This is a genomic window from Yersinia rochesterensis (assembly GCF_003600645.1).
GTDB classification, from domain to species: Bacteria; Pseudomonadota; Gammaproteobacteria; order Enterobacterales; family Enterobacteriaceae; genus Yersinia; species Yersinia rochesterensis.
Genome location: NZ_CP032482.1, coordinates 16948 through 37795 on the forward strand (window position 1 = coordinate 16948; position 20848 = coordinate 37795).

Below are 20848 nucleotides of genomic sequence, written 5' to 3' on the forward strand. Positions count from 1 at the left end.
GTTTAACTCGGGTACTGAATGTTTAGCTTAATAATTGTTTAAATTGTGGCCTTTTACCCCATTTTTGCTGAAAAAAAACACGGTTGAAAAGTTTTTTCAAATTAGGGGTTGCAGCCTGTCAGGAACTCCCTATAATGCGCCTCCACTGACCGGGAACAACGAAACACACTTCGCCGGGTCAGGAAGAGAAAAGAATGATTTTGACTTCGAAAGAAAACAAATAAATCCTTGACTCTTCAGCGGGAAAGCGTATTATCTGCCTCCCGCGTTACCGTAAGATTCGCCGAAAGGCAAACGGGTAACGAACGCTCTTTAACAATTTATCAGACAATCTGTGTGGGCACTCGCAAGACGATATCGAAGCCTGTTTCGGCAGGCAGAAGAAATATCAAAGTCTTGAAGAGTGACCAAAGCAGTACACATTTGAACTTCGGTTCGAATGCATATTTGCAGAAAGTAATCTTTGAGCATCGCTATGTTAACTCATAGCAAATCAAACAAATCTTAAATTGAAGAGTTTGATCATGGCTCAGATTGAACGCTGGCGGCAGGCCTAACACATGCAAGTCGAGCGGCAGCGGGAAGTAGTTTACTACTTTGCCGGCGAGCGGCGGACGGGTGAGTAATGTCTGGGAAACTGCCTGATGGAGGGGGATAACTACTGGAAACGGTAGCTAATACCGCATGACCTCGCAAGAGCAAAGTGGGGGACCTTCGGGCCTCACGCCATCGGATGTGCCCAGATGGGATTAGCTAGTAGGTGGGGTAATGGCTCACCTAGGCGACGATCCCTAGCTGGTCTGAGAGGATGACCAGCCACACTGGAACTGAGACACGGTCCAGACTCCTACGGGAGGCAGCAGTGGGGAATATTGCACAATGGGCGCAAGCCTGATGCAGCCATGCCGCGTGTGTGAAGAAGGCCTTCGGGTTGTAAAGCACTTTCAGCGAGGAGGAAGGCAGTCGTGTTAATAGCACGGTTGATTGACGTTACTCGCAGAAGAAGCACCGGCTAACTCCGTGCCAGCAGCCGCGGTAATACGGAGGGTGCAAGCGTTAATCGGAATTACTGGGCGTAAAGCGCACGCAGGCGGTTTGTTAAGTCAGATGTGAAATCCCCGCGCTTAACGTGGGAACTGCATTTGAAACTGGCAAGCTAGAGTCTTGTAGAGGGGGGTAGAATTCCAGGTGTAGCGGTGAAATGCGTAGAGATCTGGAGGAATACCGGTGGCGAAGGCGGCCCCCTGGACAAAGACTGACGCTCAGGTGCGAAAGCGTGGGGAGCAAACAGGATTAGATACCCTGGTAGTCCACGCTGTAAACGATGTCGACTTGGAGGTTGTGCCCTTGAGGCGTGGCTTCCGGAGCTAACGCGTTAAGTCGACCGCCTGGGGAGTACGGCCGCAAGGTTAAAACTCAAATGAATTGACGGGGGCCCGCACAAGCGGTGGAGCATGTGGTTTAATTCGATGCAACGCGAAGAACCTTACCTACTCTTGACATCCACAGAACTTAGCAGAGATGCTTCGGTGCCTTCGGGAACTGTGAGACAGGTGCTGCATGGCTGTCGTCAGCTCGTGTTGTGAAATGTTGGGTTAAGTCCCGCAACGAGCGCAACCCTTATCCTTTGTTGCCAGCACGTAATGGTGGGAACTCAAGGGAGACTGCCGGTGACAAACCGGAGGAAGGTGGGGATGACGTCAAGTCATCATGGCCCTTACGAGTAGGGCTACACACGTGCTACAATGGCAGATACAAAGTGAAGCGAACTCGCGAGAGCAAGCGGACCACATAAAGTCTGTCGTAGTCCGGATTGGAGTCTGCAACTCGACTCCATGAAGTCGGAATCGCTAGTAATCGTAGATCAGAATGCTACGGTGAATACGTTCCCGGGCCTTGTACACACCGCCCGTCACACCATGGGAGTGGGTTGCAAAAGAAGTAGGTAGCTTAACCTTCGGGAGGGCGCTTACCACTTTGTGATTCATGACTGGGGTGAAGTCGTAACAAGGTAACCGTAGGGGAACCTGCGGTTGGATCACCTCCTTACCTAACGATACGCATTGCGTAGTGTCCACACAGATTGTCTGATGAATGTAAATGAGCAAGAGCACCTGTTGATGTCGTGAGTTTCGACTCATGCTGATACGAAACGGTTAGATTTCGGTTTAATCGGAACTTCGTGTCCCCATCGTCTAGAGGCCTAGGACACTGCCCTTTCACGGCTGTAACAGGGGTTCGAATCCCCTTGGGGACGCCAATCCGATAATGTGTGAAAGACATTATCAACTGAATATCTTAAAGATGACTTTACCAAGTCGTGTTTAAGATATTGCTCTTTAACAATCTGGAACAAGCTGAAAATTGAAACAATACAGCTGAAACTTATCTCTCCGTAGATGTACTGAGGTAAGGATTAACCTGTATTAGAGTCTCTCAAATAATCGCAACGCAAGTTGTCTGCAAAGACACCTTCGGGTTGTGAGGTTAAGCGACTAAGCGTACACGGTGGATGCCTAGGCAGTCAGAGGCGATGAAGGGCGTGCTAATCTGCGAAAAGCGTCGGTAAGGTGATATGAACCGTTATAACCGACGATACCCGAATGGGGAAACCCAGTGCAATTCGTTGCACTATTGCATGGTGAATACATAGCCATGCAAGGCGAACCGGGGGAACTGAAACATCTAAGTACCCCGAGGAAAAGAAATCAACCGAGATTCCCCTAGTAGCGGCGAGCGAACGGGGAGGAGCCCAGAGTCTGAATCAGTTTGTGTGTTAGTGGAAGCGTCTGGAAAGTCGCAGGGTACAGGGTGATACTCCCGTACACAAAAACACACTTGCTGTGAACTCGATGAGTAGGGCGGGACACGTGACATCCTGTCTGAATATGGGGGGACCATCCTCCAAGGCTAAATACTCCTGACTGACCGATAGTGAACCAGTACCGTGAGGGAAAGGCGAAAAGAACCCCGGCGAGGGGAGTGAAATAGAACCTGAAACCGTGTACGTACAAGCAGTGGGAGCACCTTCGTGGTGTGACTGCGTACCTTTTGTATAATGGGTCAGCGACTTATATTTTGTAGCAAGGTTAACCGAATAGGGGAGCCGTAGGGAAACCGAGTCTTAACTGGGCGTCTAGTTGCAAGGTATAGACCCGAAACCCGGTGATCTAGCCATGGGCAGGTTGAAGGTTGGGTAACACTAACTGGAGGACCGAACCGACTAATGTTGAAAAATTAGCGGATGACTTGTGGCTGGGGGTGAAAGGCCAATCAAACCGGGAGATAGCTGGTTCTCCCCGAAAGCTATTTAGGTAGCGCCTCGTGAACTCATCTTCGGGGGTAGAGCACTGTTTCGGCTAGGGGGCCATCCCGGCTTACCAAACCGATGCAAACTCCGAATACCGAAGAATGTTATCACGGGAGACACACGGCGGGTGCTAACGTCCGTCGTGAAGAGGGAAACAACCCAGACCGCCAGCTAAGGTCCCAAAGTCATGGTTAAGTGGGAAACGATGTGGGAAGGCATAGACAGCCAGGATGTTGGCTTAGAAGCAGCCATCATTTAAAGAAAGCGTAATAGCTCACTGGTCGAGTCGGCCTGCGCGGAAGATGTAACGGGGCTAAACCATGCACCGAAGCTGCGGCAGCGACACTTAGGTGTTGTTGGGTAGGGGAGCGTTCTGTAAGCCGTTGAAGGTGACCTGTGAGGGTTGCTGGAGGTATCAGAAGTGCGAATGCTGACATAAGTAACGATAATGCGGGTGAAAAACCCGCACGCCGGAAGACCAAGGGTTCCTGTCCAACGTTAATCGGGGCAGGGTGAGTCGACCCCTAAGGCGAGGCTGAAAAGCGTAGTCGATGGGAAACAGGTTAATATTCCTGTACTTGGTGTTACTGCGAAGGGGGGACGGAGAAGGCTAGGCTAGCCGGGCGACGGTTGTCCCGGTTTAAGCATGTAGGCGGAGCGACTTGGTAAATCCGGTTGCTTATCAACGCTGAGGTGTGATGACGAGTCACTACGGTGATGAAGTAGTTGATGCCAAGCTTCCAGGAAAAGCCTCTAAGCATCAGGTAACATTAAATCGTACCCCAAACCGACACAGGTGGTCAGGTAGAGAATACTCAGGCGCTTGAGAGAACTCGGGTGAAGGAACTAGGCAAAATGGTGCCGTAACTTCGGGAGAAGGCACGCTGGCATTAGGTAATGGGACTTGCTCCCGGCGCCGAAGCCAGTCGCAGATACCAGCTGGCTGCAACTGTTTAATAAAAACACAGCACTGTGCAAACACGAAAGTGGACGTATACGGTGTGACGCCTGCCCGGTGCTGGAAGGTTAATTGATGGGGTCAGCCGCAAGGCGAAGCTCTTGATCGAAGCCCCAGTAAACGGCGGCCGTAACTATAACGGTCCTAAGGTAGCGAAATTCCTTGTCGGGTAAGTTCCGACCTGCACGAATGGCGTAATGATGGCCAGGCTGTCTCCACCCGAGACTCAGTGAAATTGAACTCGCTGTGAAGATGCAGTGTACCCGCGGCAAGACGGAAAGACCCCGTGAACCTTTACTATAGCTTGACACTGAACATTGAGCCTTGATGTGTAGGATAGGTGGGAGGCATTGAAGTGTGGACGCCAGTCTGCATGGAGCCAACCTTGAAATACCACCCTTTAATGTTTGATGTTCTAACTCGGCCCCGTAATCCGGGGTGAGGACAGTGTCTGGTGGGTAGTTTGACTGGGGCGGTCTCCTCCCAAAGAGTAACGGAGGAGCACGAAGGTTAGCTAATCACGGTCGGACATCGTGAGGTTAGTGCAAAGGCATAAGCTAGCTTGACTGCGAGAGTGACGGCTCGAGCAGGTACGAAAGTAGGTCTTAGTGATCCGGTGGTTCTGAATGGAAGGGCCATCGCTCAACGGATAAAAGGTACTCCGGGGATAACAGGCTGATACCGCCCAAGAGTTCATATCGACGGCGGTGTTTGGCACCTCGATGTCGGCTCATCACATCCTGGGGCTGAAGTAGGTCCCAAGGGTATGGCTGTTCGCCATTTAAAGTGGTACGCGAGCTGGGTTTAGAACGTCGTGAGACAGTTCGGTCCCTATCTGCCGTGGGCGTTGGAAGATTGAGAGGGGCTGCTCCTAGTACGAGAGGACCGGAGTGGACGAATCACTGGTGTTCGGGTTGTCATGCCAATGGCATTGCCCGGTAGCTAAATTCGGAAGAGATAACCGCTGAAAGCATCTAAGCGGGAAACTTGCCTCGAGATGAGTCTTCCCTGGGGCTTTAAGCCCCCTGAAGGAACGTTAAAGACTATGACGTTGATAGGCTGGGTGTGTAAGTGCAGCGATGCATTGAGCTAACCAGTACTAATGATCCGTGAGGCTTAACCTTACAACACCGAAGGTGTTTTGGTGATTTGAGAGAAATTAAGATTTTCAGCGAAGTTCCGAGATTGGATTGGCTGGCTGTGTGATATTGCATAGCGGGTTAATTAAAACAGAATTTGCCTGGCGGCCATAGCGCGGTGGACCCACCTGACTCCATGCCGAACTCAGAAGTGAAACGCCGTAGCGCCGATGGTAGTGTGGGGTCTCCCCATGCGAGAGTAGGACACTGCCAGGCATCAAATAAAGCCGAGACCCCATGCCAAAAGCGTGGGGTTTTTGCTATGTGGAAAATATGAAAACTGCTAAAAGATATGGCTATTTTGCAATGGAATTTGGCGTAGATTTTGTATTTGAAGTACCCAATAGACGAAAAGGCTACCCTGATGGGTGGCCTTTTTGCGTTTAGTTCGGATGAAACTTAATATGAGTAATAGTGCTGATTAAATACTTTCTTCAGTCTTTCTGGTTTTTTCTAACCAGCTACAAATAAAGTCTGCAATCTGTTCTGGCTGATTAATATCCAGTTGTGCGACATCAGTGGCAATCGGCTTATCACTTGCTAAAGCAATGACATATTCATCAATCAGGCTTGAGAACGGCTTGCCTACCGCCTCTCTATATAGAGCGATTTTATTGATTGATTCATGTTTAAAGCCTTCAACTAAGATTAAATCGATAGTTGAAGCATCCAACCTGCTAGCAAGATAGTGCAGATCCAATAGTTTTTGTTCTGGTGTTTCTGTCATTAACGCCCAGCGGCAATCACTGGCAACTAAGGTCTGATGTGCACCGGCCTTACGCAATTCATAACTATCCTTACCCGGTGTATCAATTTCCATATTGTGATGTGTATGCTTGATCAGACCAACCCGGATTTGGCGCTGCTGTAATAAAGGAATTAGGCTTTTGAGTAATGTTGTTTTTCCTGTACCACTGTATGCAGCAATCCCTAATAGTGGTGGTGTTTTCCGGCTCATAATTCCCCTCTTTTACTCTGTTCCCATAAATCACAGTCTGTGGGAGTATTCAGGTTACTGAATTGGTCTCTTTGCCCACTAAATATTATGGATTTAGCATTAACACTTTCCATAAATATCATTAGCTTACGATCACCTTTTGCCAAATACTCCGCAAGCAGTGATTTCAGACTAACATGCATGAGCGCTAATGTTGGGTGTGCTCGCTCGCCATCGTGGACATAAGCCGCAAGTGCTTGCTGCTTTCCTTGCCAAAGTTGAGACACTAAATTGCTTGGAAGCGCTGGGACGTCACAAGGAGCAAATACAACCCATTCCGTAGCTGAATAGCTCAACCCTGTGTGCATACCCGCCAACGGCCCCACAAAGCCAGTAATGATATCGTTAATGACCGGAATTCCACTTTGTTGGTAGAGTTCTTGATTACGATTTGCATTAATAAGGAGATCATTAACTTGGGGTTTTAATCTATCAATGACATGTTGAAACAACGGCTTATTGTGAAGAAGAATAAGTCCTTTATCATTGCCTCCCATTCGGGAAGAACGGCCTCCGGCAAGAATAACACCTGTAATATTGGGATTCATTTTTATCACTCCGCTGCATTCAACCGACGGATGAATTGTATCTTTAAATAGCACGGCGGGTCAGGATTTACTTTTATTGACAATAGGCTCTCTTTCCCTATGTGAATATCCCTGCTACTTTGTCAGCATACTTTTGAATAGGATAAATTTGCTATGAAATGCCATCGTGTTAATGAACTGATTGAGCTTTTACATCCAGCCTGGCAGCAAGAACCCGATTTAAATCTGGTGCAGTTTTTACAAAAACTATCAGATGAGGCCGGTTTTAAAGGTGGGCTTTCAGAACTCACGGACGATATTCTTATTTATCATCTAAAAATGCGTGGTTCAGCATCAACGGAAGTCATTCCTGGTCTGAAAAAAGATTACGAGGAAGACTTTAAAACTGCCATATTGCGTGCCCGTGGCATCATTAAAGATTAGTCATGCTCCTGTCTGCGGAGATAGGGACTTTTGATGATACTATTTATTATTCTCAGCGCGCTGCTGTCACTTATAAAGACTGAATGTTGTTATGAACAGCTCTGCTTTTAATTTTCAGACCTTGTCGCCTGACCTGATTATGGATGCCCTTGAAGGGGTAGGATTACGGGTGGATTCAGGGTTAACCGCGCTTAACAGCTATGAGAACCGCGTTTATCAGTTTATGGATGAAGATCGTAAACGGTACGTGGTGAAGTTTTATCGCCCTGAGCGCTGGAGCAGTGAGCAAATCATAGAAGAGCATCAATTCTCGCTTGATTTGGCTGAAGCGGAAATCCCGGTGATAGCCCCATTGCAGCTCAACGGGCGCACCTTGCATACTCACGGTGGCTTTTTCTTTACTGTTTTTCCGAGTGTTGGCGGGCGGCAGTATGAAATAGATAATCTTGACCAATTAGAGTGGGTTGGGCGTTATTTAGGCCGAATTCATCAGGTGGGTAGTGATGCTCTTTTTGTCGCTCGCTCAACAATAGGCATTGAGGAGTATCTAACAGAACCGCGTCAGTTACTGGCCAGTAGCGAGTTAGTGCCAGCAAAGCAGCGAGATAGATTTCTGGCGGCAACTGACCTACTGATTAGCACCATCAAGCAGTATTGGCATACAGATTGGCGGCCATTGCGGTTACATGGCGATTGTCACCCAGGGAATATTTTGTGGCGTGATGGGCCGATGTTTGTTGATTTGGATGATGCCCGAAATGGCCCTGCAGTTCAGGATCTTTGGATGTTGTTACACGGTGAACGCAGTGAGCAATTAATCCAACTGGATATTTTGCTTGAAGCCTATGGTGAGTTTGCTGATTTTGATCAGCGCGAGCTTGCACTCATTGAACCGTTACGCGCGATGCGGATGGTTTATTACCTTGCATGGGTCGCCAGGCGTTGGCAAGACCCTGCATTTCCTAAAAGTTTTCCGTGGATGGCGGAGTCTGATTTCTGGTTACAACAGACTGCCTCATTTACAGAACAGGTTAAGCTGTTGCAGGCACCCCCTCTGCAGCTAATGCCAATGTACTAAAGCTAAGATAATGGAGATTGTTATAGTATGAAAAATGTATGGTTAGCACTTGTTGGCATAGTGATGGCATTCAGTGCATCGGCAGCACAATTTACTGATGGCACCCAGTATCAGACGTTAAACAAACCATTAACCGGTGAGCCTCAGGTTTTAGAGTTTTTCTCTTTCTATTGCCCGCACTGCTACCAGTTTGAAGAGGTTTATCATGTTCCTCAGGCAGTCAAAAAAGCATTGCCAGAAGGGACTAAAATGACCCGTTACCATGTTGATTTCCTCGGTCCATTGGGCAAGGAACTGACTCAAGCATGGGCTGTCGCTATGGCGTTGGGTGTTGAGGAAAAAGTCACTCCATTGATGTTTGAAGGTGTACAGAAAACACAAACTGTACAAACACCTGGTGACATCCGTAATGTATTCATCAAAGCAGGTGTGAGTGGTGAAGACTATGACGCCGCATTAAACAGCTTTGTGGTTAAATCACTGGTTGTTCAGCAGCAAAAAGCCGCTGAAGATTTGCAATTACGTGGTGTGCCAGCAATGTTTGTTAATGGCAAATATATGATTAAGAATGATGGCATGGATACCAGCTCAATGGATATCTATGTTAAACAGTATGCGGATGTTGTTAAGTTCCTACTGACTCAAAAGTAATCGTATAAAAAAAGGGGCTGGATTTTATTAGCCCCTTTTTCACTTATCTTATATCCGTATATTTCAAGTTTGTTTCTCTCTTTGCCATGAAAATATTACCTTCTCTAATGTGATATTCATGCGATTGAGTGATGATTTTTATTTGTTTTGGTGTTGTTTTTAGTTAACCCATCTATTCCAGTGATAGGTAATGGACCATATTCACAGTGAAAAAAAGATAGAATGAGTTTGCATTGTGTAATAAAAAAATGGCGTCGATAACTTTCTTATAAGTAAAATTTACTGACCTTATGATGGTAACTAAATAAGTAATATCCACAATTTAGATAAATAAATTATGACAGTAAAGAAAAAAACAATAACTATAACTTTATGATTTTAATCATATTAAAATATAGCCCTAAAGAAACTGGTCGATAACTATAATCTACTCATATTTTTATTCACAAACTTATCCACAAGTTAGATCTTTAAGATCACAATGTGAAAATGCTCTCTTTCGCACAAGAATGGACGCTAAGATTCGTCTCTTGCTGCCAGCTATGGCATTCTTAGCGTCAGACCTTGCTGAATAAAGATGAAGAAACTCTATGGCCCAGATTGCAGAAAATCCATTGATCCTCGTTGACGGTTCCTCTTACCTCTATCGTGCTTACCATGCTTTCCCGCCGCTGACCAACGGCAGCGGTGAGCCAACGGGCGCGATGTATGGCGTGTTGAACATGTTGCGCAGTTTGTTGCTGCAATATCGTCCAAGCCATGTCGCTGTAGTTTTTGATGCTAAAGGTAAAACATTCCGCGATGAGCTTTTCGCTGAATATAAGTCTCACCGACCCCCTATGCCGGATGATTTACGCGCTCAAATTGAGCCACTTCACCAAATGGTTAAGGCTATGGGATTACCTTTATTGGTCGTTTCCGGCGTTGAGGCTGACGATGTTATTGGCACTTTGGCACAAGAAGCTGAAAAAGCAGGTCATGCTGTATTAATTAGTACTGGTGATAAAGATATGGCGCAATTAGTTACGCCGAATATCACTCTCATCAATACAATGAATAACGCTATTTTAGGGCCACAGGAGGTATGTGAGAAATATGGCGTTCCCCCTGAGCTGATTATTGATTTTCTCGCCCTGATGGGGGATTCCTCAGATAATATTCCTGGAGTGCCGGGTGTTGGTGAGAAAACTGCACAGGCTTTATTACAAGGTCTGGGTGGTCTGGATGCGCTATTCAGTAATTTGGATAAAATATCCTCGCTGACATTTCGTGGTGCAAAAACGATGTCGGCCAAATTGGAGCAGAATAAAGATGTTGCCTATCTCTCCTATAAATTAGCCACGATTAAAACGGATGTTGAACTGGATGTGACTTGTGATGAGCTGAAAGTCACGGCTCCTGATGATGATCAGCTACATCAATTATTTAGCCGCTATGAATTTAAGCGCTGGCTGGCGGATGTTGAAGCAGGGAAATGGCTGGAGGGTAAAAAAGATCGGCCAACAGGGCAGAGCAGCAATAAAGTTTTTGTCGCAGCAGAATCAGCTCCTGCGGTTGAAGTTACCGCGGTGCTCTCACAAGAAAATTATCAAACTATCTTGGATGAGAAATCTTTAAGCGACTGGATTGAACGGCTTAGAAACTCGGAGGTTTTTGCGTTTGATACTGAAACTGACGGCCTTGATACCCTTAGCAGTAATTTAATTGGTTTTTCTTTTGCCGTGGCACCGGGTGAAGCCGCTTATTTGCCTGTAGCTCATGATTATCTGGACGCCCCTACCCAGCTTGATAGAAATTGGGTTCTGGCCCAGCTTAAACCTTTACTGGAAGATGAAAAGGCCCTGAAAGTCGGGCAGAATCTTAAGTTTGACCAAAGCATGCTGGCGCGTTATGACATTGATCTGCGTGGTATTGCTTTCGATACCATGTTGGAATCTTATGTTTTAGACAGTGTTGCTGGCCGACATGATATGGATAGCTTGGCGGAGCGCTATCTCAATCATAAGACCATTACCTTTGAAGAAATTGCTGGCAAAGGCAAAAATCAGCTCACTTTTAACCAAATTGCGTTAGAGCAAGCTGGGCCTTATGCGGCAGAAGATGCTGATGTCACCTTACAGTTGCATTTAGTCTTGTGGCCAAAATTGCAGCAAAGTGAGGGGCTTAAGCGAGTATTCCAAGAAATTGAGATGCCGCTGTTACCAATATTGTCCCGCATTGAGCGGACTGGTGTATTGATTGACCAAAATATATTGGCGGCACACTCCAAAGAACTGACTATTCGCCTTGATGAATTGGAAAAACAAGCACATGAATTGGCTGAAGAGCCATTCAATCTCGCCTCACCGAAGCAGCTTCAGGCCATTTTGTATGAAAAACAAAAATTGCCGATCTTGAAGAAAACACCAGGAGGCGCGGCTTCAACCAATGAAGAGGTGCTGGCTGAGTTGGCACTGGATTACCCTCTGCCGAAGGTGATTCTTGAGTATCGCGGCTTGGCGAAACTGAAAAGCACTTATACCGATAAATTGCCGTTGATGATTAACCCGGTTTCTGGGCGAGTTCATACTTCTTATCATCAGGCTGTCACGGCGACTGGGCGTTTATCTTCCCGTGATCCTAACCTGCAAAACATTCCGGTGCGAAATGAAGAAGGGCGTCGTATACGTCAGGCTTTTATTGCGCCAAAGGGTTACCGCATCATGGCGGCTGACTACTCACAGATTGAGTTGCGCATCATGGCCCATTTGTCGCAAGACCAAGGATTACTGACTGCATTTGCTGCTGGGAAGGATATCCACCGCGCGACTGCGGCTGAAGTCTTTGGTTTGCCATTGGAAAAAGTCACAAACGACCAACGCCGCAGTGCTAAAGCCATTAACTTTGGTCTGATTTATGGCATGAGCGCATTCGGTTTAGCGCGACAGCTGAATATTCCTCGTGGGGAAGCGCAGCGCTATATGGATCTCTATTTTGAGCGCTACCCTGGTGTGCTGGAATATATGGAACGCACGCGCAAGCAAGCCGCTGAACAAGGTTATGTTACGACGCTGGATGGCCGCCGCCTCTATCTACCTGATATTCACTCACGCAATGCCACGCGCCGTAAGGCGGCCGAGCGTGAAGCTATCAATGCGCCGATGCAAGGCACTGCCGCTGATATTATTAAGCGCGCAATGATTGCAGTGGATGCTTGGTTGCAGCAAGAACCTGAGCCTTTGGTGCGGGTTATCATGCAAGTACACGATGAATTGGTGTTTGAGGTGCATGAAAGTGTATTGGAAAGCGCTGAGCAGAAAATTCGTGAGCTGATGGAACAGAGTATGCAATTGGCCGTGCCATTAAAAGTGGATGTCGGTGTGGGTGATAACTGGGATCAAGCGCACTAACTATTTATCTATGAAAGTAATCTATGCGGGTAAGTGGCGATAAATAAAGCACTTTATGTAATTAAGCTACATTTAGTGGTGATAATGCGGGGATGATGCAAGCTGAATCGTGCCAATTTGTGTAACTATACAACAAAAAATTCTTTTGCCCTGCGAAAAAATGATGTAGAGTTACAGATGTAGGGTACAGAGGTAAGATGTTCTATCTTTCAGACCTTTTACTTCACGTAATCGGATTTGGCTGTATATTAGCCGCCCCAGTCATTTATTGACTGGGGCGTTTTTTATTGGGTCTTTGTCAGAAAATAGGCCAGAAAATGGGCCAGCCACTGGCGGATAGAAAAGGGCTGTTGGCGGTTTTTATCAGAGAAACCTGAAGCGGAGATCGGAGCATCATCCCCTGAAGTAACAGCCCTTACGGGCTGCTTTTACCATCAATTACTCGCCTTCGTCGTCATACTCGTCAACCATCACTTCCGGCGGGATCTCACTAAACCAGGTATCCAGTTTTTCGCGTAACTTATCGACACCAATCTTTTTCAATGATGAGAAAACTTCAACCTGAATATCACCCATAAATGGAATGATAGCTTCCCGCACCATGTTCAATTGGGCTTTACGAGCGCCAGATGCCAGCTTATCTGCTTTGGTCAGCAACAACATCACTGGGGTACCGACGGCGACAGCCCACGTAATCATCTGTTGGTCTAAATCTTTCAACGGATGGCGGATATCCATCAGAACAACCAACCCTTTCAGACAGTTACGCTTCTGTAAGTATTCGCCCAGTGCGCGTTGCCACTTGAGTTTCATCTCTTCCGGGACTTCGGCATAACCATACCCCGGCAAGTCGACCAGACGGATACCATCAACCACTTCAAATAAGTTAATCAGTTGAGTACGGCCCGGTGTTTTACTGGTTCGGGCCAGGCTTTTCTGGTTGGTCAATGTATTGAGAGCGCTCGACTTTCCTGCATTTGAGCGGCCAGCGAATGCCACCTCAATACCTTCATCACGCGGCAGATGGCGAATATCCGGAGCACTGATGACGAAGTGAGTCATGTGATAGTTATAATTTCTGATAGTCAAAATTTGTCGTCTCCGTGAGAGATAGCTTACATGGAGCGATTATAACTGCATCGGGCCAAAAAAAGGGGGTTTATCTCATATAGCTTTTGTGCAGGGATCCGTGATGTCCATTAATCTGTTTTTTTTGATGAAATAACAGTTTTGTGAGTAGGTGGCCATTGTAGGGGCAATTAATTGTTTATCATTGAATGATTGTTAAGAAAAATTTTATTAAAAGTAGGCTACAATTGTCAGCAGTTAGTTTGTTTTTATCATTATTTTATGAATAAAAACAAATGACTACTTTTTGTAAACCATGGTTTTGAACAGTGCGGGATGTGCTGGCAAGGAGCATAAACACTCAGGGAGAGTGGCCTATGCTTAAGGAATGTAATGGATATACGGTGAGCCAGGGATGATCAAGGAGCTTATATACCCTAAATAATTTGAGTCGAAGTGTGACGGGTATAAAGGGATGTTCAGGGACACAGGCTGGAGCGCCGGGTGAGTCTCCTTCAGGGTTGGAGGGATGGCAAGGATAGCGAATTGCAGGAGGGAGAAACCGGGACGTTATGTAAGTGCAGGGAGTGCGCTGTAAGGATATCCTTCCGCAGAAGGTGCGAAAAAAGGCGACAGGTTAATCTGCCGCCTTTTTTCTTTCTCTTCTTTCTGCTAGATTCCGCCCAATCCTATACCTAATAAATTTCAAGATGCAGGAAAACGGCAAGTGAGAGCATCTGCAACTTGAAAGGTGACGGGTATATACTCAATCCGATCCCATATTCATTTAAGAGCACAGGTTATGAAACAACCCAATAAAGCACCACGCGCTGACCGTGCGGCCCCGAAAGGCACCGCAACACCAAAGCGTCATAAAAAAACCCGTGTAGAGCTTGATATTGAAGCCCGCGAGCGTAAACGTCAGAAAAGACACAGTGGCAATCGCTCAGGTGCGAGAACTAATGTCGAGGGCAGCAATAAGAAAGGTCAAACCGAGACTCAAGAGAAAGATCCACGTATTGGCAGCAAAGTGCCTGTGCCTCTGGTGGTGGACAGTAAGATAAAAGCTAAGCCAACCACTAAGCCGGTGGCGAAAGTCGAAGCCAAGCCACGCCTGACGCCGGAAGAAGAGCTGACTAAGCTGGAAAACGATGAGCGTCTGGATGCATTGCTGGATAGACTCGATAACGACGAAGTATTGAGCAAAGAAGACCAAGCTTATGTTGATCTGACGTTGGACCGTATTGATGTCCTGATGGAAAAACTGGGTATTGAACTGGGTGACGACGAAGAAGAAGAGAAAGAAGAAAAGCAGGAAGACATTCTAAAATTACTGAAGAGCGGTAATCCAAAAGACACATTTTAAATTATGGCGTGGGTGATCCCGATAATAGCCCTACTACTTACATGTTATCTATTGTGGTTATTGGGTAAACTATGGCGGCTGTCGCAACGAAGAAAGCGGTTGCGCAGCGCTACTGCGGCCAGACAACGAAAACATCTGCCCCCTAACCGGCCCGGTAAGCGAAAATATCGGAAGGAATGAACATGTCTGAAAACGCCATAGTTTGGGATCTGTCCCTGATTCAAAAATATAATTATTCAGGGCCGCGCTATACCTCGTACCCCACAGCCCTTGAATTTAGTGAAGATTATGATGAATCTGCTTTTGAGCAGGCGGTGAAACGCTACCCGCAGCGGCCTTTGTCGCTGTATGTGCATATCCCGTTTTGTCATAAACTTTGCTATTTCTGTGGCTGTAATAAGCTGGTGACACGTCAACAACATAAAGCTGATGAATATTTGGCGGTCTTAGAAAAAGAGATCCGCCAGCGCGCCGCGTTGTTTGCCGGGCGTCAGGTTAGCCAGATGCACTGGGGCGGTGGGACACCCACTTATCTAAATAAAACACAAATCACTCATTTGATGAATCTGTTGCGTGAAAACTTTGATTTTCTGCCCGGTGCTGAGCAGTCAATTGAAGTCGATCCACGTGAAATTGAGCTGGATGTGCTCGATCACCTGCGGGCTGAGGGGTTTAACCGCCTGAGCATGGGGGTGCAGGATTTCAATAAGGAAGTTCAACGGTTGGTTAACCGTGAGCAAGATGAAGACTTTATCTTCGCGCTGATTGCTCGCGCTAAAGCTCTTGGTTTTAACTCAACCAATATTGATTTGATTTATGGTTTGCCAAAACAGACGCCAGAAAGCTTTGCGTTTACCCTCAAGCGGGTGGCTGAACTTAGCCCCGGCCGCCTGAGTGTCTTCAATTATGCCCATCTGCCGAGCTTGTTTGCCGCACAGCGCAAAATTAAAGATGCTGATTTACCCACCGCCGAGCAGCGGCTGGATATCTTGCAGCATACCATCAGTTTCTTAACCGAATCCGGCTATCAGTTTATCGGGATGGATCACTTCGCCCGGCCAGATGATGAGTTAGCCGTTGCCCAGCGGGAAGGGAAATTACATCGTAATTTCCAAGGTTATACCACCCAAGGTGAGAGTGATTTACTCGGATTGGGGGTTTCTGCCATCAGTATGTTAGGTGACAGTTACGCGCAAAACGAAAAAGATTTGAAGACTTACTATGCCGTTGTCGAGCAACGAGGCAATGCATTGTGGCGTGGCCTGACCATGACTGAAGATGATTGCTTGCGCCGTGATGTGATTAAAACGCTGATTTGTAATTTCCAAATCAGTTATCAGCCAATTGAGCAGCATTATGGTATTCGTTTCGCGGATTATTTTGCCGAAGATTTTGAGCTATTGGCCCCCTTTGAACAAGACGGGCTGGTGGAGCGGGATGATGATGGCATTCGTGTGACACCGCGCGGGCGCTTACTCATTCGTAATATTTGTATGTGCTTTGATATCTATTTACGCAAACAAGCACGTCGGCAACAGTTTTCCCGAGTGATCTGATGATGTCACCCTCAGTGATGAGGGTGACTTTCAAATAAAATTTATTCCATTCCCAACTCTTTCAACTTACGCGTTAAGGTATTACGGCCCCAGCCCAACAGGCGCGCAGCTTCCTGTTTATGCCCTTGAGTGTGACGTAGTGCCGTGGTTAACAACGTGCGCTCCATTTCTGGCTGTGCTTCTGACAACAAATCCTGATGACCAGAACGTAATGCGCGATCAGCCCATTGCGCCAGCAGTGTTGACCAATTGTCCGGTGTGCGTTGACCAGAAGCATCCGGGGTGCTGGTTTCAAATAGCTCGGAAGGTAAATCCTGCACCAGCACTTCTTGCCCAGCCGCCATCACAGTCAGCCAACGACAGGTATTTTCCAGTTGGCGAACGTTACCCTGCCAGGGGAGGCGAGTTAGCGCGACTTCAGTTTCAGGATGCAGAATCTTGGCTTCCACCCCAAGCTCTTTAGCGGCCACTTGCAAGAAGTAGCGTGCCAGGCGCGGAATATCTTCACGGCGCTCACGCAGCGGCGGTAAATGCACTCGAATCACATTCAGACGATGGAATAAATCCTCACGGAATTTCCCTTCCTGAACCCGCAGTTCCAGATTTTGATGGGTCGCGGCAATGATGCGCACATCCACTTTGACCGGCGCGTAACCGCCAACCCGATAAAACTGGCCATCAGCCAAAACGCGCAATAGGCGAGTTTGTACATCCAGCGGCATATCACCGATTTCATCTAAAAACAGTGTGCCTCCATCAGCTTGTTCAAAACGGCCCTGGCGCACCTGATTAGCACCGGTAAAGGCCCCTTTTTCGTGTCCAAACAGCTCGGACTCAATTAAGTCTTTCGGGATCGCCGCCATATTCAGCGCGATGAAAGGCGCTTTAGCCCGAGGGCTATGGCGATGTAGTGCATGGGCCACTAACTCTTTACCGGTTCCCGATTCGCCGTTAATCAGCACGCTGATAGAGGAGCGGGATAAGCGCCCAATGATGCGGAAAACGTCCTGCATCGCCGGCGCTTCACCAATGATATCTGCGGTTGGGCCGCTTGCAGGCTGGCTACGGGGCGGTTGTTGCTGTTCTTGATAATGGCTAATCGCCCGTTCAACCAGCGCGACAGCTTCATCAATATCAAAGGGCTTGGGCAGGTAATCAAAAGCCCCTTGCTGATAGGCGCTGACTGCCGCATCTAAATCAGAATGTGCCGTCATTATGATGACCGGGAGCATTGGGTGGCGCTGTTTAATTTGTTTCAGCAGTGCCAATCCATCCATGCCGGGCATACGAATATCTGATAACAACACGTCCGGAGTTTGTGTCGCCAATGCATCCAACACCTGATTACCGGAATCAAATGTTACACAGTTCAGACCCGCTCCAGTCAGTGCGCGCTCAAGCACCCAGCGGATGGAGCTATCGTCATCGACGATCCAGACTATCCCTCGTTGCATAGAAACCTCACTGGCGAATAGGCAGGTAAACCGAGAATTCGGTGTGTCCCGGCCAACTGTTAAATTCAATTTTACCCGAATGTTGATCAATTAGACTGCGGGCAATCGACAGGCCAAGGCCGGTTCCTCCCTCGCGGCCACTGACCATCGGGTAGAAGACGGTATCTTGTAATTGCGTTGGTACACCTGGGCCATCATCTTCAATATCAATTCGCGCGGCCAAGCGATAGCGCACACCGTGCAGTGTTATCTGAAATGCAGTGCGAGTGCGCAGTGTAATGGTACCGCCAGCTTCACCTAAAGCTTGTAATGCATTGCGGGTGATATTCAGCAGCATTTGTTCAATTTGGTCGGGATCATGCGCCAGCTCCGGCAAACTGGGGTCATAGTCACGGATTAACGTCACGTTATCCGGTTTTTCTAGTGATACGAGTTGGCAAACCCGTTCAGCAACCTGATGGATGCTTTGTGTCACATGTTGACCGGGCCGCTGAGGGCCTAATAAGCGGTCAACCAGATTGCGTAAGCGATCCGCTTGCTCAATGATGACTTTGGTGTATTCCAGCAACGCCGGATCGGGCAGAGCTTTTGACAATAACTGCGCCGCACCGCGCAAGCCACCCAGTGGATTTTTAATCTCGTGTGCCAACCCACGAACCAAATCGCGTGCAGCGATTTGTTGTGCATGCTGTAGTTGCTCTTGGCTTAGCCGACGTTGGTTATCCATCGGTGCCATTTCCAGCAATATAAAACCTTCCGGTAATGACTGCGCGGTCAGCGATAAAATATGCGCACGGCCATCAACCACTAATGTCACTTCATTATCGGTAAAACCTTGCCCCGTATGTAGGCTTTCCCGCATCAAGTCGATATTGAGGGAAAAATAGCCTAATAAATCTGGCAAAGGTGTACCAAAAAGTTTACGGGAGCTTTGCGCCAGAAGTTGCTGGGCAGCGGGATTGGCATAATGGATAGCCAAATCATCATCTAATAGCAGGATGCTATTAATGAGAGAATTAAGGATCTGCCCAGCATCGGGCAGCGTGCCTGTTGCCATTACGCAGACTCCTAACCCGTCATACTTCAAGCCGCATGTGCGTTGGCTGCGTTCGTTACTCGGCCCATCCCTGGCCCTCGCCTCTGCGAGGCCGCTGCACGCAGCGTTCAAACCTGCTCCTGGCAGATTTGTCACCCGAATCACTTACCTATGTAAGCTCATCAGGACTCTCTCGCTTGCCGCCTTCTTGCAACTCGAATTATTTTGGGTTGTATTTTACTCCAGTTCAGTCACCACTGAGCCAGAGGTATGAAAACGAAAAGTGGAGAAAAAAGCCCATTATGAAATGGGCCAAAAGTTTCCACGGCAACAAAAAACTAAAAACAATTAAACGCTGTAGTACAGTTCGAACTCAACTGGGTGCGGAGTCATACGAACGCGGTCCATTTCTTCTTTACGCAGTTCGATGTAAGCATCGATAGCGTCGTCAGTGAACACGCCACCACGGGTCAAGAACTCGCGGTCTTCGTTCAGTGCAGCCATTGCTTCGTCCAGTGAGCCTGCAACTTTTGGAATTTCAGCTTCTTCTTCCGGTGGCAAGTCATACAGGTTTTTGTCCATCGCATCACCAGGGTGAATTTTGTTGATGATGCCATCAAGGCCAGCCATCAGCAGCGCTGCGAAGCACAGGTACGGGTTAGCCGCTGGGTCTGGGAAACGCGCTTCAATACGACGCGCTTTCGGGCTGGCAACCACAGGGATACGGATAGAAGCTGAACGGTTACGGGCAGAGTATGCCAGCATTACCGGTGCTTCGTAGCCTGGGACCAAACGCTTGTAGGAGTTTGTCGTTGGGTTAGCCAAGGCATTAATTGCTTTTGCGTGCTTGATGATACCGCCGATATAGAACAGCGCCATTTCAGACAGGCCCGCGTATTTGTCACCTGCGAACAAGTTAGTGCCGTTCTTGGACAAAGACATATGGCAGTGCATGCCGGAACCGTTATCACCGAACATAGGTTTTGGCATGAAAGTCGCGGTTTTACCAAACGCGTGTGCCACGTTGTGCACAACGTATTTGTAAATCTGAATTTCGTCAGCTTTCTTGGTCATGGTATTGAAGCGAGTAGCCACTTCGTTTTGACCGGCTGTTGCCACTTCATGGTGGTGTGCTTCAACAACCAGGCCCATTTCTTCCATGGTCAAACACATGGTAGAACGCAGATCCTGTGAAGAATCGACCGGAGGGACAGGGAAGTAACCGCCTTTTACTGCTGGACGGTGGCCTTTGTTGCCGCCTTCGTATTTGGTGCTGGAGTTCCATGCGCCTTCGATATCATCGATAGCGACGTGGGAGCCACGGATGCTGCTACCAAAACGAACGTCATCGAACAGGAAGAATTCTGGCTCAGGCCCAAACAACACGGTATCCGCGATACCAGAAGATTTCAGGAATTCTTCTGCGCGTTTGGAGATAGAACGCGGGTCGCGGTCATAACCTTGCAGGGTGCCTGGCTCGAGAATGTCACAACGGATAATCAGTGTGGAATCTTCGAAGAACGGGTCCATAACAGCGGTGCTGGCGTCTGGCATCAGTACCATGTCGGATTCGTTAATGCCTTTCCAGCCACCAATCGAGGAGCCATCAAACATTTTGCCTTCTTCGAAGAAGTCAGCGTTGACCTGATGAGCTGGAATAGTGATGTGCTGTTCTTTCCCTTTAGTATCGGTGAAGCGCAAATCAACAAATTTCACTTCGTGCTCATTCAGCATCGTCAAAACATGTTCAGCGGACATACTTATATCTCCTGGATTTGTCATAGTCGTCGTCGTGGAACGATTACCGTTAGGGTGTTCAGTTATCTTTTTATGCAGGCTAACGTCCATGCTGATTTTTCATGACCGTTATTCATG

General features: G+C 47.6%; 12 protein-coding genes, 1 tRNA gene, 3 rRNA genes and 1 pseudogene. 11 read left to right on the top strand and 6 right to left on the bottom strand.

The features are described from left to right. The first annotated feature begins 506 nt into the window (after positions 1 to 506). From DXZ79_RS00095 to rrf, 4 genes are all read left to right on the top strand, one after another. Positions 507 to 2049 (top strand): 16S ribosomal RNA (locus DXZ79_RS00095). 135 nt (positions 2050 to 2184) lie between these two features. Further along, positions 2185 to 2260 (top strand) — tRNA-Glu (locus DXZ79_RS00100). 225 nt (positions 2261 to 2485) lie between these two features. After that, positions 2486 to 5392 (top strand): 23S ribosomal RNA (locus DXZ79_RS00105). Between the two features lie 115 nt (positions 5393 to 5507). After that, a 5S ribosomal RNA gene (gene rrf / locus DXZ79_RS00110) occupies positions 5508 to 5623 on the top strand. The 16S, 23S and 5S rRNA genes sit together here with 1 tRNA gene alongside, the layout of an rRNA operon. A 205-nt stretch (positions 5624 to 5828) precedes the next feature. On the opposite strand, the gene mobB is transcribed toward rrf, so the two are convergent. Next, a complete protein-coding gene (mobB, locus tag DXZ79_RS00115; protein ID WP_038637792.1) occupies positions 5829 to 6365 on the bottom strand; it encodes a molybdopterin-guanine dinucleotide biosynthesis protein MobB in 537 nt (178 codons plus the stop codon). Further along, the gene (gene mobA, locus DXZ79_RS00120) at positions 6362 to 6952 is read right to left on the bottom strand and encodes a molybdenum cofactor guanylyltransferase MobA (protein ID WP_038637794.1); all 591 of its coding nucleotides are present in this window, start codon (positions 6950 to 6952) and stop codon (positions 6362 to 6364) included. The genes mobB and mobA overlap by 4 nt, the downstream gene beginning before the upstream one ends. Positions 6953 to 7105: 153 nt before the next feature. Between mobA and DXZ79_RS00125 the strand changes: the two genes are divergently transcribed. The 5 genes and pseudogenes from DXZ79_RS00125 to spfP all read left to right on the top strand — a co-directional run. Beyond that, positions 7106 to 7375, top strand: a complete 270-nt coding sequence (locus DXZ79_RS00125) for a YihD family protein (protein WP_038637796.1) — start codon at positions 7106 to 7108, stop codon at positions 7373 to 7375. Positions 7376 to 7466: 91 nt separating this feature from the next. Continuing rightward, positions 7467 to 8453: a serine/threonine protein kinase gene (locus DXZ79_RS00130; RefSeq protein ID WP_038637798.1), complete on the top strand. Its 987-nt coding sequence runs from the start codon at positions 7467 to 7469 to the stop codon at positions 8451 to 8453. 27 nt (positions 8454 to 8480) lie between these two features. After that, a complete protein-coding gene (dsbA, locus tag DXZ79_RS00135; protein WP_038637801.1) occupies positions 8481 to 9104 on the top strand; it encodes a thiol:disulfide interchange protein DsbA in 624 nt (207 codons plus the stop codon). A 590-nt stretch (positions 9105 to 9694) separates the two neighbouring features. Continuing rightward, positions 9695 to 12493: a DNA polymerase I gene (gene polA, locus DXZ79_RS00140; protein WP_038637803.1), complete on the top strand. Its 2799-nt coding sequence runs from the start codon at positions 9695 to 9697 to the stop codon at positions 12491 to 12493. Positions 12494 to 12690: 197 nt separating this feature from the next. Further along, positions 12691 to 12735, top strand: a pseudogene (gene spfP / locus DXZ79_RS21355) (small protein SpfP); the annotation flags it as partial. Positions 12736 to 12931: 196 nt separating this feature from the next. Here the strand turns inward: spfP and yihA are convergent. After that, complete coding sequence (gene yihA, locus DXZ79_RS00145; protein WP_038637806.1) at positions 12932 to 13582, bottom strand: ribosome biogenesis GTP-binding protein YihA/YsxC; 651 nt, start codon at positions 13580 to 13582, stop codon at positions 12932 to 12934. A 781-nt stretch (positions 13583 to 14363) separates the two neighbouring features. Between yihA and yihI the strand changes: the two genes are divergently transcribed. Continuing rightward, positions 14364 to 14927, top strand: a complete 564-nt coding sequence (gene yihI / locus DXZ79_RS00155) for a Der GTPase-activating protein YihI (RefSeq protein ID WP_038637808.1) — start codon at positions 14364 to 14366, stop codon at positions 14925 to 14927. Between the two features lie 182 nt (positions 14928 to 15109). Continuing rightward, on the top strand, positions 15110 to 16483 hold the full coding sequence (gene hemN, locus DXZ79_RS00165) for an oxygen-independent coproporphyrinogen III oxidase (protein WP_038637810.1): 1374 nt from the start codon (positions 15110 to 15112) through the stop codon (positions 16481 to 16483). Positions 16484 to 16524: 41 nt separating this feature from the next. Here hemN and glnG read toward each other — a convergent pair whose 3' ends face one another. The 3 genes from glnG to glnA all read right to left on the bottom strand — a co-directional run bounded on the left by glnG (position 16525) and on the right by glnA (position 20731). Beyond that, the gene (glnG, locus tag DXZ79_RS00170) at positions 16525 to 17937 is read right to left on the bottom strand and encodes a nitrogen regulation protein NR(I) (protein ID WP_038637813.1); all 1413 of its coding nucleotides are present in this window, start codon (positions 17935 to 17937) and stop codon (positions 16525 to 16527) included. Between the two features lie 7 nt (positions 17938 to 17944). Then, positions 17945 to 18994: a nitrogen regulation protein NR(II) gene (glnL, locus tag DXZ79_RS00175; RefSeq protein ID WP_050292171.1), complete on the bottom strand. Its 1050-nt coding sequence runs from the start codon at positions 18992 to 18994 to the stop codon at positions 17945 to 17947. Positions 18995 to 19321: 327 nt separating this feature from the next. After that, positions 19322 to 20731 carry a glutamate--ammonia ligase gene (glnA, locus tag DXZ79_RS00185; protein ID WP_004392048.1) on the bottom strand — a complete coding sequence of 470 codons (1410 nt, stop codon included), beginning with the start codon at positions 20729 to 20731 and terminating at the stop codon, positions 19322 to 19324. Positions 20732 to 20848: the final 117 nt, after the last annotated feature.